General features: G+C 42.1%; 12 protein-coding genes and 1 tRNA gene. 10 read left to right on the top strand and 3 right to left on the bottom strand.

Annotated elements, in window-relative coordinates:
• Positions 1-4 precede the first annotated feature (4 nt).
• The 4 genes from ACRHOZ_RS12200 (at position 5) to ACRHOZ_RS12185 (ending at position 4,460) form a co-directional block, all read left to right on the top strand.
• Positions 5-1,162, top strand: a complete 1,158-nt coding sequence (locus tag ACRHOZ_RS12200) for a glycosyltransferase family 4 protein (RefSeq protein ID WP_431125998.1) — start codon at positions 5-7, stop codon at positions 1,160-1,162.
• Between the two features lie 2 nt (positions 1,163-1,164).
• Positions 1,165-2,358, top strand: coding sequence for a glycosyltransferase (locus ACRHOZ_RS12195; protein WP_431125996.1), 1,194 nt, complete (start codon positions 1,165-1,167; stop codon positions 2,356-2,358).
• A 10-nt stretch (positions 2,359-2,368) separates the two neighbouring features.
• A complete protein-coding gene (locus ACRHOZ_RS12190) occupies positions 2,369-3,007 on the top strand; it encodes an acyltransferase (protein WP_431125994.1) in 639 nt (212 codons plus the stop codon).
• A 244-nt stretch (positions 3,008-3,251) separates the two neighbouring features.
• A complete protein-coding gene (locus tag ACRHOZ_RS12185) occupies positions 3,252-4,460 on the top strand; it encodes a glycosyltransferase family 2 protein (protein WP_431125992.1) in 1,209 nt (402 codons plus the stop codon).
• Here the strand turns inward: ACRHOZ_RS12185 and ACRHOZ_RS12180 are convergent.
• Positions 4,457-5,590, bottom strand: coding sequence for a hybrid sensor histidine kinase/response regulator (locus tag ACRHOZ_RS12180; protein ID WP_431125990.1), 1,134 nt, complete (start codon positions 5,588-5,590; stop codon positions 4,457-4,459). The two genes, ACRHOZ_RS12185 and ACRHOZ_RS12180, sit on opposite strands and share 4 nt — an antisense overlap.
• A 216-nt stretch (positions 5,591-5,806) precedes the next feature.
• On the opposite strand from ACRHOZ_RS12180, the gene rfbB reads away from it, so the two are divergent.
• The 4 genes from rfbB (at position 5,807) to rfbD (ending at position 9,269) form a co-directional block, all read left to right on the top strand.
• A complete protein-coding gene (gene rfbB / locus ACRHOZ_RS12175) occupies positions 5,807-6,844 on the top strand; it encodes a dTDP-glucose 4,6-dehydratase (protein ID WP_431125988.1) in 1,038 nt (345 codons plus the stop codon).
• 19 nt (positions 6,845-6,863) lie between these two features.
• Positions 6,864-7,724 (top strand): glucose-1-phosphate thymidylyltransferase RfbA, encoded by an 861-nt coding sequence (rfbA, locus tag ACRHOZ_RS12170; RefSeq protein WP_422350073.1) that lies wholly within the window; start codon positions 6,864-6,866, stop codon positions 7,722-7,724.
• Between the two features lie 3 nt (positions 7,725-7,727).
• Positions 7,728-8,276 (top strand): dTDP-4-dehydrorhamnose 3,5-epimerase, encoded by a 549-nt coding sequence (rfbC, locus tag ACRHOZ_RS12165; protein ID WP_431125986.1) that lies wholly within the window; start codon positions 7,728-7,730, stop codon positions 8,274-8,276.
• Between the two features lie 123 nt (positions 8,277-8,399).
• Positions 8,400-9,269: a dTDP-4-dehydrorhamnose reductase gene (gene rfbD / locus ACRHOZ_RS12160; protein ID WP_431125984.1), complete on the top strand. Its 870-nt coding sequence runs from the start codon at positions 8,400-8,402 to the stop codon at positions 9,267-9,269.
• A 214-nt stretch (positions 9,270-9,483) separates the two neighbouring features.
• Here the strand turns inward: rfbD and ACRHOZ_RS12155 are convergent, their stop codons facing one another.
• Positions 9,484-10,584: a DUF4407 domain-containing protein gene (locus ACRHOZ_RS12155; RefSeq protein ID WP_431125982.1), complete on the bottom strand. Its 1,101-nt coding sequence runs from the start codon at positions 10,582-10,584 to the stop codon at positions 9,484-9,486.
• Positions 10,585-10,918: 334 nt separating this feature from the next.
• Here ACRHOZ_RS12155 and ACRHOZ_RS12150 point away from each other — a divergent pair, with 334 nt between their 5' ends.
• Positions 10,919-12,121 (top strand): NAD(P)/FAD-dependent oxidoreductase, encoded by a 1,203-nt coding sequence (locus ACRHOZ_RS12150; protein WP_431125980.1) that lies wholly within the window; start codon positions 10,919-10,921, stop codon positions 12,119-12,121.
• A 71-nt stretch (positions 12,122-12,192) separates the two neighbouring features.
• On the opposite strand, the gene ACRHOZ_RS12145 is transcribed toward ACRHOZ_RS12150, so the two are convergent.
• Positions 12,193-13,584 (bottom strand): dipeptidase, encoded by a 1,392-nt coding sequence (locus ACRHOZ_RS12145; protein ID WP_431125978.1) that lies wholly within the window; start codon positions 13,582-13,584, stop codon positions 12,193-12,195.
• A 217-nt stretch (positions 13,585-13,801) separates the two neighbouring features.
• On the opposite strand from ACRHOZ_RS12145, the gene ACRHOZ_RS12140 reads away from it, so the two are divergent.
• Positions 13,802-13,883 (top strand) — tRNA-Leu (locus ACRHOZ_RS12140).
• The last annotated feature ends 204 nt before the right edge of the window (positions 13,884-14,087 follow it).

The raw sequence follows: 14,087 nt of genomic DNA, 5'->3' as shown, positions 1-14,087 counted from the left end.
AGAGATGAAAATCGGAATAGAAGGACAGCGACTTTTTAGGAAAAAGAAGCACGGAATGGACATGGTGGCCTTGGAATTGATCAAGAGCTTACAGGACATTGACCCGATCAATGAATACGTGATTTTTGTTAGACCCGATTTTGATGATGGTTGTATTCCCAAAGCTGATAATTTCAAGATTGTGGAATTGGAATCCAGGTGGGGGTATCCCGGATGGGAGCAGTTGGTTTTGCCGCGAGCAGCCAAAAAAGAAGGCTGTGACGTGCTGCATTGCACCAGTAATACTGGACCTCTTTTTTCAAGCGTACCGTTGATCACGACACTTCACGATATTATCTATCTGGAGAGCATAAGCCTGTTCAACAAGGAAGGTACTTGGTACCAAAAATTGGGCAATATGTATCGTAGATATTTTGTGCCTCCTGTGATTCGAAGGAGCAAGAAAGTCATCACTGTTTCCAATTACGAGAAAGAGCGGATCAAAAAACACTTTGGATTTAAGGACGATAGATTAACGGCCATATATAACGGAGTAGGGTCGCACTTTAAAAAAGTGGCCAATCCGGTACGGTTGAACCGTATAAAAGAACAATATCAACTGCCGAATAATTTCTTTTTCTTTTTGGGAAATACCGACCCCAAAAAAAATACAAAAGGGGTGCTGAAGGCCTTTTCAGATTTCAACAAGATCTATCCAAACAAATACCGTTTGGTAATGCTGGATTATGATGAGGAAGAACTGCAAAAACTGTTGGATAACATTGACGCTGCCGAAATAAGGGAGCTTATTCATCTAACGGGTTATGTGCCCAACACTGATTTGCCAGCACTAATCAATCAGGCAACCATTTTCCTTTATCCTTCGCTTCGCGAAAGTTTTGGGATTCCCATTTTGGAGGGGATGGCCTGTGGTGTTCCGGTAATCACATCCAATACATCATCCATGCCTGAAGTAGCGGGAGATGATGCTGCGCTTATCGTGGACCCCACGCGACCTTTGGAAATCACCGAAGCCATGAGGCGCTTGGTGGAGGACAAGATGCTGGCCAAAGTGCTGTCTGAAAAGGGAATTGAAAGAGCTAAAGAGTTTTCCTGGGATACCATGGCCAAGAATGTGCTCAAATTGTACGAGGAAGTATATGGGGAATTAAACAAAAATTAAAAATGATCAAAGGACAGGACATCATTGTCGTAGGTATTCAGGCCTGGGATATTGAAATTGGAAGCAATTGTAAAAACATTGCTACCGAATTCGCGAAACACAATAGGGTACTCTATGTGAATCCACCCTTGGATCGAGCGACCCTAAGAAGGGATAGAACTTCGGAAAAAGTCCAAAAAAGATTGCGGATCGCCAAAGGTGAAGACACGGGTTTGGTTCCCATTGCGGATAATCTTTGGAACCTATATCCTAAATCATTGACCGAATCCATCAACTGGATACCCTCCCACTTCCTGTTCAAGAAACTCAACAAGAGAAATGCCAAGCTTTTTTCCAATGATATTTTGGAGGCCATGGAGCAACTAAAATTCCAAAATGTGCTGCTATTCAATGACAGTTCCATGTTTTTGGGACTGCACCTTAAGGAACTTTTGAAACCACAGAGCTATACCTATTACATGCGGGATTACCTGATAAAGGTGCCTTATTGGAGAAGGCATGGAGAGCGCATTGAACCCCAGGTTATTGAACTGGCAGACACCGTGGTAAACAACTCTACCTTGTATGCTGAATATGGAGCCAAGTATAACGCGAACAGCTATATGGTGGGGCAGGGTTGTGATGTTTCCTTGTTCAATGATGAAGACAATACCATACAAATTCCCGAAGAATTCAAAGATATTCCAGGACCCGTTTTGGGTTATGTTGGGTATTTGACCAGTATGCGTTTGGACATTAAACTACTGGAGTATATGGCCAAGACCAAAAAGGAATGGAGCATCGTTTTGGTAGGTCCCGAAGATGAAGATTTTAAAAATTCTGCTTTGCACCAGCTAGACAATGTGTTCTTCCTTGGGAGCAAAGACGCTTTGGAGCTTCCAGCCTATGTAAAGGGTTTTGATATTGCCATGAATCCCCAGGTGGTCAACGATTGGACCATTGGAAACTATCCAAGGAAAATTGATGAGTATTTGGCCATGGGGAAGCCCACTTTGGCTACCAAGACCAAGGCTATGGAAATGTTCCAGGAGCATGTGTACCTGGGAAGCACAAAAGAAGAATATATCCTACTGGCTGAAAAGGCTTTGGAAGAAAACAGCGAAGAACTGCGGAACAAACGAATTGCTTTTGCCCAAAGTCATACTTGGGAAAACAATGTGAGGGCCATTTATGAGGCCATAAAAAAATCAGCATAAAACAGGTGTTATGGGATTAAAAGACAAAATAAAGAACAGTGAAAAGATCAAAGGATTAGTGCACTGGATGTTGGTTCCCAAAAATCAGGCTAGACCCAGAGGTTGGGTAAGATGGTTTGTCAATCCCTTTTATCATAAAAAGGGGAAGGGCGCCACAATATGCAGAAGAACCCGAATGGATGTTCTTCCGTGGAATACTTTTGAGTTGGGATCCAATTCCACCATTGAGGATTTTTCTACTATCAATAATGGCGTGGGAGCAGTGAAAATTGGCAATCGTACTCGAATTGGTTTGGGCAATACCATTATTGGTCCCGTTACCATTGGAGACGATGTGAGATTGGCCCAAAATATTGTTTTATCAGGTTTGAATCATAATTATGAGGATGTCACCCAACCCATACATGCCCAAGGAGTGTCAACAGCCACCATTGTTGTGGAAGCTGAAACTTGGATTGGGGCCAATTGTGTGGTAGTGGCCGGAGTGACCATAGGGAAGCATTGCATTATAGCAGGCGGGAGCGTGGTTACCAAGGATATTCCACCTTATTCAGTAGCAGTTGGGAATCCGGCGAGGGTGGTAAAGAGCTATAATCAAGGCACAGGGGAATGGGAAAAAGTTGCTAAGAAAAGTTTGGTTGCAGTATAACAATGGGAAAATGCAACAAGGGGATTTCACAGAAATAGTTGGAGATGGAGCGGAAGTGCGTTTCGCTTGGGCGTAAAAGAGCATGTAGCGAAAAATCTATCAACGGTTTTGTGACAAGGGAACAAAAATTTCCTTGAAATCAACTTGATTTTTTGGTTCGTTTTGTATCAAGACAAAATGAACAAAAGGCTAAGGAAATGACATAATAAACTTCAGGAGCAAATCCTGAAACAAAAGAAAAGTAATGGAGGTTTTAAAAGTAGTATTCTGGATTTCATTATTTATAATTTTCTATTCCTATTTGGGATACGGCATATTGCTATTTGCCATAATAAAACTTAGACGTTTATTGGGTTTGGGCAAAGCTTTTACTGGAAATGAGGACTATCAACCCGAAGTCACTTTATTCGTCTCTGCCTTCAATGAAAAGGATTTTTTGGATCAAAAGGTGAAAAACTCAAAGAGTTTGGATTATCCACAGGATAAAGTGACACAAATCTGGGTGACCGATGGTTCAGATGATGGTACGCCAGAATTACTTCGCAAGTACGATGGAGTTGAGGTATATCATAAAGATGAAAGAGCCGGAAAAATTGCTGCCATGAACCGGGGAATGCACTTTGTGAAAACCCCTATTGTTATTTTTTCCGATGCAAATACGGATTTAGGGAAGAATTCCATCAAGGAGATTGTGCGTTTGTTCCGTAACCCCAAAGTAGGTTGTGTTTCAGGAGAAAAACGAATCTATGCCAAGGAATCGGATAATGCTGCGGGTGCTGGAGAGGGAATGTATTGGAAATACGAATCCCAGCTTAAAAAATGGGATGCGGAATTGTACTCCGTAGTGGGTGCGGCAGGGGAATTGTTTGCTATTCGCACAGACCTTTGGCAGGAAGTTGAAAAAGATACCCTGCTGGACGATTTTATGATTTCCTTACGCGTGGCCATGTCCGGTTATACCATCCAATACAATCCGGAGGCTTATGCCATTGAAACCGCTTCGGCCAATGTAAAGGAAGAATTAAAACGAAAAATTCGGATATCAGCAGGCGGAATTCAATCCGTGGTGAGGTTGCGCCAATTGCTGAATTTCTTCAGATATGGAACCTTGTCGTTCCAGTACATTTCCCATCGTGTTTTGCGTTGGACACTGACTCCATTATTGTTGCTATTGATCATACCTATGAACTTTGTGCTGGCTCAAAACGAAGGCTTGTTTGACTTTGGTTTGTTCAGTTTGCTGTTCTGGGGACAAGTATTGTTTTACGCTGCCGCCTTGTTAGGTTGGTTTTTGGAGAATAGACAGATTCGATTGAAGATTCTTTTTATTCCCTACTACTTTTTTATCATGAACCTTTCCGTGTTTTTGGGCTTTGGAAGGTACTTGAAGGGGAATCAGTCTGTAAAATGGGAGCGGGCTAAACGCGGTATACAAACAGAACCGGCAACTTAATCTTGTCCATTATGCAAGGGAAGGTCAAAATAAAATGTACTTCCCTTACCTACCTCACTCTTGATTTTCAGTTCACCCCCATTCTTTTGAACAAAGTTCTGGCAAAGAATAAGACCCAGTCCGGTGCCAGGTTCCTTTTCAGTTCCTAATTTGCTAAAGTGCTCGTTGGGATTCAGAATTTTCTTGATATCCTCCTTGGGGATGCCATTTCCATTATCAACAATCTCAATAACAATGTTGTTTTTGTTTGTTTTACCGTTTAGCTTGATGAGACCATCCACAGGGGTAAACTTAATGGCATTGGAGACAATATTTCGCAATACGGTCTTGATCATGTTGTTATCGGCGAAGGCAAAAGTCTCTGCTGGAATATTGTTCTGCATTTCAATTTGCTTATGGTCACTTCCCAATTTGAGAAGCCTAAAGGTTTGCTCCCCTAAATCATTAAGATCCAATTTTTCGGGAATCATTTGGATTTGATCACTTTCGGATTTGGCCCAACCCAGCAAATTTTGAAGCAAGTTCAACGCCTCGTCCATGGTTTTTAAAAGATCATAAACCGTATCATCCAGAAAATTATCCGCCTTGGGGTCAATAATGCCCCGCATGATAAAATCCATTTTCAATTTTGCTGCACTCAAGGGAGATCTTAGATCATGACCTATAATGGAAAACATACGATCCTTCAAATCGTTTGATTGCTGCAGGTTTTTGGCTTGCTTTTCAATTTGGTTTTTGGCGCGAACCAGTTCCACATGGGTTTGTATCCGAGCAACAAGCTCCTGTTCATTAAAAGGTTTGGTAACATAATCCACCCCTCCAACTTCAAAACCTTTGATTTTGTCCTTCACATTGACCTTGCCCGTGAGAAAAATAATGGGAATATCCCTGTAAGCTTCAAACTCCTTTACTTTTTCGCAGAGTTCAAACCCTTCAATACGTGGCATGATCACATCCAGAAGAATGAGATCTGGTTTTCGGGTCGCTAAAAGTTCAAAGAAATAGTCATCGTCACTGGTGCCTTCAAACTCAAAGTTGTATCGCTCCAGGATAAACCGAAGCAGTTCCAGATTAAGCTGTTCGTCGTCAACGGCAAGGATATAGGGTTTTTCCGTAACTTGGTTTTCCATTTAAGATATAAAGACCTATACGAAAGTAGGAAAAAGATTTTAGGATTGATAGGAATACCTTTCAAAGCCCATAGAATAAGACCCATAAATAGGTTCAAATTGCGTTTAAACCTATATTAAAGTGTTCCACCAACAAAAACCGGCCATTCACAACATAAATTGAATGTGAAATAAAAGTAGGATTATATTTACAAAACAAGTAAAAAACAAATCTTCATGACTCATATTTTGGTAACCGGAGGGGCAGGATTTATCGGTTCCAACTTTGTCCCTTATTTTTTAGAAGCGAATGCCGATGTCCATTTGGTCAATATAGACCTCCTTACGTATGCGGGAAACTTGGACAATCTGAAGGAAGTGGAAGGCCATGACCGATATACCTTTGTTAAAGGGGACATCTGTGACCGAAAACTCATTGAGGAGATTTTTGAAAAATACGACATAACAGGGGTTATCCATTTTGCTGCGGAATCCCATGTGGACAATTCCATTTCCAATCCGGATGCCTTTATGCAGACCAATATTTTGGGGACATTTAATCTGATTGATGTAGCCAAAAATAGTTGGATGGTAAGTCCAGGGGTTTATAAGGAAGCCTATAAGAATTCAAGATTTCACCATGTATCCACTGATGAGGTATATGGTACTTTGGGCAAGGAAGGTTTGTTTATGGAGACTACTCCGTATGCACCCAACAGTCCATACAGTGCGTCAAAGGCTTCTTCCGATTTCATTGTCAGAAGCTACCATCATACCTACGGTATGAACGTGGTGACCACCAATTGTTCCAACAATTATGGGCCCAAACAGCACGATGAGAAATTAATTCCTACCATCATAAGAAAAGCATTGTCCGGGGAGGCCATTCCCATTTATGGCGATGGCTCCAACATCCGGGACTGGTTGTACGTGCTGGATCATTGTAAAGGAATTGCCCTGGCTTATGAAAATGGTGTTTCTGGGGAAACTTACAACATAGGTGGACGGAATGAGCGGAACAATTTATACATTGCCCAGACCGTTTGTGAACTGTTGGATCAAAAACATCCCAAGGCCGATGGAACTTCTTACAAGGAATTGATTACCTATGTTAAAGATAGGGCAGGTCATGATTTTAGATATGCAATTGACGCTTCCAAAATAGAAAACAACCTAAAATGGAAGGCAGATGAAAACTTTGAAAGTGGTATAGACAAAACCATAGATTGGTATTTAAACAAGTTTATCCAAAACAAAACTAAAAGTTTGGCTTAGGACAATTAACCCCGAAGACATGAAAGGAATAATATTAGCAGGTGGCTCAGGAACTCGTTTGCACCCCATTACCTTGGCGGTGAGCAAACAACTGATGCCCATCTATGACAAACCCATGATCTACTATCCGCTTTCCACGCTGATCGAGTCGGGAATTTGGGAAATATTGATTATTTCCACACCACATGATTTACCCATGTTCCAGCGTTTGTTGGGCGATGGAAGAAAGTACGGCTGCAAATTTGAGTATGCCGTTCAGGATGAACCCAACGGTTTGGCTGAAGCCTTTATCATTGGGGAAAAGTTTATAGGGGACGACAAAGTGGCCCTGATTTTGGGCGACAACATCTTCTATGGAACCGGATTGGAAACCCTGTTGCAATCCAATAACGACCCAGATGGAGGTATTATTTATGCGTACCACGTGAACGATCCGGAAAGGTATGGGGTAGTGGAGTTTGATGAGGAAGGCAATGTGATTTCCATAGAGGAAAAGCCAAAAAAGCCCAAATCCAATTATGCGGTGCCCGGTATTTATTTTTACGATAACGATGTGGTAGAAATAGCCAAGAACATTGAACCCAGTGCTCGAGGTGAATTGGAAATAACCGACATAAACCAAGAATATCTAAGAAGAGGTAAACTTAAAGTAAGCATAATGGACCGCGGAACGGCCTGGTTGGACACGGGTACCTTCAAGTCCTTGATGCAGGCCTCGCAGTTTGTTCAAGTCATCGAGGAGAGACAGGGGCTAAAAATTGGTGCCATAGAATCCTCAGCCTATAAAATGGGCTTCATTACCAAAAGTCAGTTTAAGAAATTAACCGAGCCTTTTTTAAAGAGCGGTTACAGTGCCAAATTATTGGAAGTTTTAGCCTAGCCCATGGAAGTACAGCAAACCCAAATAGAAGGTTGTTTTATCATAGAGCCCAAGGTCTTTGAAGACAAGAGAGGCTACTTTTTGGAAAGTTATAATCAGGAGAAGTTTGAATTATTGACAGGCGCCAAACCCTATTTTGTGCAGGACAATGAGTCCTTTTCGGTGAAAGGCGTGCTGCGTGGACTTCACTTTCAGAAAGGGGAGCATGCACAGGCCAAACTGGTCCGTGTACTTGAAGGTGAGGTGCTGGATATAGCGGTTGATATAAGACCCAACTCCAAAACTTTTGGCAAGGTGGTCTCCACTTTGCTTTCCTCCCAAAACAAAAAACAAATGTTTATTCCCAGAGGATGTGCGCATGGTTTTGTAACTTTAAGTGATACGGCCAAATTCTCCTATAAATGCGATAATTTCTATAATGCCGAGTCGGAAGGGGGTATCATCTATAACGATCCAACCTTTAATATTGACTGGATTTTGAACAAAGAGGATTTGATCATATCGGATAAAGACAAGATTTTACCTGTTTTTAAGGAAGCGGTTCCACATTAAAACAGAAATAGTTGCAGCGAACGTCACCCTGAATTCATTTCAGGGTCTCAAAGGGCAAATAATGGGATACTGAAACAAGTTCAGTATGACGAAGGAAGGGATTATTTGATAAAAAAGCATAATATGAACATATTGGTCACAGGCGCATCCGGACAATTAGGAAGCACTTTTAAGGCATTGGTAGATGAAGGCAAAGTACAAGGTTTGGACTTTGTGTTCAAGTCCTCATCCGAGCTGGACATCACTGATTTTGATGCGGTAAACGAAGAGCTGATTTCTTCAGACTATGCGTATTGCATCAACTGTGCAGCATTTACCAATGTGGATAAAGCCGAAGCAGAAAACGAATTGGCCTATCGGGTAAACGTCAGTGGAGCTAGAAATCTGGCCCTCAATTGCAATGAAAGTAATACAGTACTCATCCATATTTCCACAGATTTTGTGTTTGACGGATTTATGACAACCCCGTACCTAGAAGAAGATATTGCCCGCCCAATTGGGTTTTATGGCGATACCAAGTACAAAGGGGAACGGGCCATTATCAATAACCTGGATGAGCATTTTATTCTCAGGACTTCTTGGCTGTATTCTGAATTTGGTCATAATTTTATGAAGACCATGATTCAGTTGGGAACAGAACGGGACGAACTTTCTGTGGTATATGATCAAGTGGGCACACCCACCTATGCCTTGGATTTGGCAGAAGTTGTACTTCATATCATCAACGCCCATAGTATAGAGTATGGCGTGTACAATTATAGTAACGAAGGGGTGGCCAGTTGGTACGACTTTGCCAAGGCCATTTTTGACGGGTACAAGATTGATGTGGATTTAAAGCCCATTCGTTCTGAAGAATACCCTACCCCCGCAGAAAGACCCAAATTCAGTGTATTGGATAAATCCAAGATCAAAACAACCTTTGGCCTGCAAATTCCGCACTGGAGAGATAGCCTTTCAGTGGCCTTAAAGGCATATTCCAAGATTAATATATAGTTTGTCATACCCTAAGCTATCTCCCTGAGCCTGTTCGAAGGGGTAGTCAAGTGGTCTTTGACTTTTTATTTCCCCTTTCCGATGAGTGCAAAATTTAGTTTGACACGAATCGTACTAATCTGCACGAATACACATGCTTATAATGGGTGTTAATTGGTGGAATTCGTGTCGTAATGGAAACAAGGGGTTGCACATTGCTAGGTGAAAAATAAGGCTAGAGTCCTTTTACCTGTACCTTGTGAAAGGAATCTGCTTGGAGTCGCAGTAACTCTTCCGCCTTTTCCTTTTTGTAACGATACAACTCTTCCTCTCCCTTGATGTCCTCATAGATTTTTTGGTTAAGTTCACCATCTGTGGAAAAGAGCAACTTACGCTGTGCCACTTTTTGGGTCACCCAGGTGGCCACTACACTTTCCTGTTCTTCAAACTTATAGTCATATTCGCCCTTGGGAGCCAAAAGTTTGGCAATAATGGGTGCGGTTTCTATGGCCAGGAACAATAAAAAGATGAAGAAGGATGGAAACCATGGAAGTTTTCCCAGGGCATTGATTCGCGCCATGAGCCCGTCAAAACCATCAATAATGGGTTGTGAGTCGGTTACTGCAGTGTTGTAGTCCACACCCAAGCTTGCAATTTGGCTTTCCAAAGCCTGAATTTTTTGTCCATTGGTTTCTTTAAGTTGGGCCAATTCCGCCAAATAGGCATCATGTTTTTCCCGTTTTTCCTTGTATACTGGACCTTTGCCCAGCAATTTGGTTCCCGCTGTACCTTCGGCTTCGGAAATATAGATGTCGTACAGGACATTGGTTTCCGCCTCCTTGGCCGTTATCTCCGCTTTTAGGGTTCCAATTTCTTGATTGAGCGCCTCCACTTTTGGGGTGTATTGCAAAGCAATTTGTTCTTGATTGGCCAAAGTCATCGCGTTTTTCTCCTCCAATAAAACCTGATTGATTTCCTTTTCAAAAATTTTCATTTCAAGTGGTTTGGAAATCACCACCGCAATGATCATGGCCAAAATGATTCTTGGTGTGGCTTGGAACAATTCACTTCTAAAGCTGTCCCTTTTTTTGATGGTGGACACAATGTATCGGTCCAAATTGAAAATCAGCAGACCCCATATAAATCCAAAGAAAATGGCTGTGTAAATGTTGTCGAAAACAGTATAAAGTGCATAGCCACTGGCAATAAAGGCCATCACAGCGGTAAAGAATACTGTGGCTCCAATGCCAGCATACTTATTGCGTTCCCCATTGGAACAAGTTTCTAAAATTTGGGTGTCCGCTCCTGAACAGAAAATAAAAAAGCGTTGTAACATGATAGTGCTCGTTTAGGTTTGTACTTGACTGCATACCGCTTTTGAGTCAAATACTCCCACGGAAGGTTGGTTTGGAAGGAATTTGGCCTCTAGAAAATTGAAAGCGATGTAGTTAGAACGCAGTTTTGAACAATTTGTTACACAAATCACACAGAAAGCGGATTCAAAACTTTTTTGGAAGTGAAAATAAAGGGTAAATACACTTGCCATTCATTGTTTATTGAACCTGAATGACTTGCTGTTAGCCGTTACCTCTAAAATTTGATGCTATGTGACTTGTGTTACTGTATTTGATTAGGGAACAAAGTAATTTTAAGGTACTAAAACAGAGGTCATGAAAACAACGGTAGTAATTGGCGGAAACTTCGCAGGTATGACCGCCGCTTTGGAAATCAAAAGAAAGGGAAAAAAGGACCACAGGGTAATGGTAATTGACAAATCCCCACTGTTTTTGTTTATACCATCACTGATTTGGGTACCTTTTGGTAGAAGGGAGATAAAGGATATATCCTTTAGGAAGGATACCATTCTTAGGAAAAAAGGGGTAGAGTTTATCCAAGCTGAGGCATTGAAAGTTGATCCACAACTGCAAACGGTGATAACGACCAAGGGTGATTTTACCTATGATCATTTGGTGATTGCCACTGGGCCAAAAGTCAAGTATGATGTGGCTCCGGGAGTTGGCGAGTATGCTCATTATATAGGAACTCCAAATGGAGCAATGAAAACCCGAAAGGCACTTGAGGAATTCAAAAAGAACCCAGGGCCGGTAGTTATTGGGGCAACGCAGAATGCAGGATGTATGGGAGCGGCGTATGAATTCCTCTTTAATATTGAAAAGTGGTTACGAGAGCAGAAAATCAGGAAAAAAGTGGACTTATATTGGGTTACTCCAGAAACCTTTTTGGGACATTTTGGAATAGATGGAATGACGGGGGGAGAAACCATGCTGAAAACCTTTATGAAAATGTTCAATATTCATTACAGGACAGAGGTAGGGATTAAGGAGGTATCGAAGGATTCGGTCACCTTAACATCTGGGGAAACGATCAATAGTAGGTTTACCATGCTCATGCCACCTTTTATAGGGGTTGATTTTGTCCAAAACTCACCAGAGCTTGAACCTACCCAAACAGGGTATTTACCTGTTGGTGAGGATTACCGTCACCCTAAATTTTCCAATATCTGGGCCGCTGGGATTGCCGTGGATGTAAAACTTCCGTTTAAACCGGGCAAGGTTCCTTTCTCTGGACCTAAAACAGGGTATCCATCAGATGAAACGGGAAAGATTGTGGCTGAAAATATAATAAGGGTAACCCAAGGTAAAACCAAACTAAAGAAAAAAGCTTGGGGAAAAATTCCAGGAATCTGCGTGATGGATGCAGGGAAAAAGGAAGTGATTATTATCAGCGATCATCTTTTTAAACCCAGAAATTTTGCCATAATGATCCCCAATGTACTGTATGATTTTTCCAAAGTACTTTTTGAGAAATATTTCCTTTGGAAAACACGAAATGGGTATTCTCAATTACCCTAGGTTGGTTGTAGTTCAACAAGGGGCAACTTAAAAAGTTGCCCCTTGCTTCTTATGAAGTATGTTACCCAATCTTAGGTTGACATAAGTTCTGTATAGTATTTATAAAAATAGGGGATGGTCTCAATCCCTTTTAAGTAATTCCAAACTCCAAAATGCTCGTTGGGCGAATGGATGGCATCACTGTCCAATCCAAAGCCCATTAAAATGGTCTTACTCTCCAAAACCTGTTCAAAAAGGGCCACAATGGGAATGCTTCCACCCGTGCGTTCGGGTATTGGAGTCTTGCCAAAAGTGGTTTCGTATGCTTTGGCCGCGGCCTTATATCCAATACTATCGGTTTTTGTCACATAGGCAAGGCCACCATGATGTGGGGTAACCTTAACTTTTACACTTTTGGGAGCAATAGACTCAAAGTGTTTGGTGAACAGTTCCGTAATTTCCTCTGGATCTTGATCTGGGACCAAGCGCATGGATATTTTGGCGTAGGCCTTACTGGCAATAACAGTTTTGGCACCTTCTCCGGTATATCCACCCCAAATACCGTTGACATCCAAGGTGGGACGGATGGAATAACGTTCTGAAGTGGTATAGCCCTTCTCTCCATGGACATCGGCAATGTCCAGGGCTTTCTTGTAGGCATCCAGACTAAAAGGAGCTTTGGCCATTTCCGCACGTTCTTCGGCCGATACTTCTTCCACTTTGTCATAAAATCCAGGAATGGTTATATGATTGTTTTCATCGTGCAGGGATGCTATCATTTTGTTCAGCACATTAATAGGGTTGGGCACCGCACCTCCATAAATACCGGAATGCAAATCCCGATTTGGGCCAGTGACCTCTACCTCTACATAACTCAATCCGCGTAGTCCCGTGGTGATGGAGGGAACATCATTGGCCATCATACCGGTATCTGAAATAAGAATGATATCATTGGACAGTTTTTCCCTGTTGGATTCCAAAAAGTCAGCCAAGCTATCGCTTCCTACCTCTTCTTCACCCTCAATCATAAACTTGACATTGCAGGGCAATTGGTCATTTTTGATCATAAATTCCACGGCCTTTACGTGCATGTACATCTGACCTTTATCATCGCAAGCTCCCCTTGCAAAAATTGCCCCCTCAGGGTGTAATTCGGTTTCCTTTATAACGGGTTCAAACGGGGGAGAGGTCCAAAGTTCCAGTGGATCTGGAGGCTGCACATCGTAATGCCCATAGACCAACACAGTTGGCAGACTTGGGTCTATTATTTTCTCACCATAGACAACCGGATATCCTTTGGTCTCGCAAATTTCGGTGTTATCACAGCCAGCTTCCGATAGCGATTTTTCCACAGCTCTGGCGGTCTCCAAAACATCTTGGGAAAAAGCGGTATCAGCGCTTATGGAGGGAATTTTAAGTAGTTCGACCAATTCATTTATGAAGCGATCTTTATGGGCTTCAATGTAGTTGTTTATTTGTTCCATTTAGCATTTTATAAGGGTACTAAATGTACAAAAAACAAGTTTTTAAAAAGAGAGCATTTACTAATCGGAAAATTGATTTATATTTGCACTCCTTTTGCGGGTGTGGTGGAATTGGTAGACCCGTCCGAACGGAGTTCATCCGGGCGGGCAAGCTAGAAAGTCTAGCGATAGGGCACTGTTCAAAATCGTGATTCGCAAAAGATGTTTTGAAATACTAGCGGGTGTGGTGGAATTGGTAGACACGCTAGACTTAGGATCTAGTGCCGCGAGGCGTGGGGGTTCGACTCCCTTCACCCGCACAAAACAACCTCTCTATTTTATAGCGGGGTTTTTTTATGCCTTATTCCGAGATATTGTGGAGGAGAAGTTTACCCTGAGCAGTGTCGAAGGGACTCCCTTCACCCGCACAAAACAACCTCTCTATTTTATAGTGGGGTTTTTTTATGCCTTACCGCGAGATTTGGTGGAGGAGAAGTTTAAACTGAGCTGTGTCGAAGGGACTC

Source organism: Flagellimonas flava, from assembly GCF_050617915.1.
Taxonomy (GTDB): domain Bacteria; phylum Bacteroidota; class Bacteroidia; order Flavobacteriales; family Flavobacteriaceae; genus Flagellimonas; species Flagellimonas flava_A.
The sequence above is the reverse complement of the archived record's forward strand: the minus strand, read 5'-3'. Positions and strand labels throughout refer to the sequence as shown.

Coding starts and splice junctions, on each gene's coding strand:
- ACRHOZ_RS12155 (WP_431125982.1), bottom strand. CDS start 10,584: ATGTTACAACGCTTTTTTATTTTCTGTTCAGGAGCGGACACCCAAATT.
- rfbD (WP_431125984.1), top strand. CDS start 8,400: ATGAACATATTGGTCACAGGCGCATCCGGACAATTAGGAAGCACTTTT.
- rfbC (WP_431125986.1), top strand. CDS start 7,728: ATGGAAGTACAGCAAACCCAAATAGAAGGTTGTTTTATCATAGAGCCC.
- ACRHOZ_RS12190 (WP_431125994.1), top strand. CDS start 2,369: ATGGGATTAAAAGACAAAATAAAGAACAGTGAAAAGATCAAAGGATTA.
- rfbB (WP_431125988.1), top strand. CDS start 5,807: ATGACTCATATTTTGGTAACCGGAGGGGCAGGATTTATCGGTTCCAAC.
- ACRHOZ_RS12200 (WP_431125998.1), top strand. CDS start 5: ATGAAAATCGGAATAGAAGGACAGCGACTTTTTAGGAAAAAGAAGCAC.
- ACRHOZ_RS12150 (WP_431125980.1), top strand. CDS start 10,919: ATGAAAACAACGGTAGTAATTGGCGGAAACTTCGCAGGTATGACCGCC.
- ACRHOZ_RS12185 (WP_431125992.1), top strand. CDS start 3,252: ATGGAGGTTTTAAAAGTAGTATTCTGGATTTCATTATTTATAATTTTC.
- rfbA (WP_422350073.1), top strand. CDS start 6,864: ATGAAAGGAATAATATTAGCAGGTGGCTCAGGAACTCGTTTGCACCCC.
- ACRHOZ_RS12195 (WP_431125996.1), top strand. CDS start 1,165: ATGATCAAAGGACAGGACATCATTGTCGTAGGTATTCAGGCCTGGGAT.
- ACRHOZ_RS12145 (WP_431125978.1), bottom strand. CDS start 13,584: ATGGAACAAATAAACAACTACATTGAAGCCCATAAAGATCGCTTCATA.
- ACRHOZ_RS12180 (WP_431125990.1), bottom strand. CDS start 5,590: ATGGAAAACCAAGTTACGGAAAAACCCTATATCCTTGCCGTTGACGAC.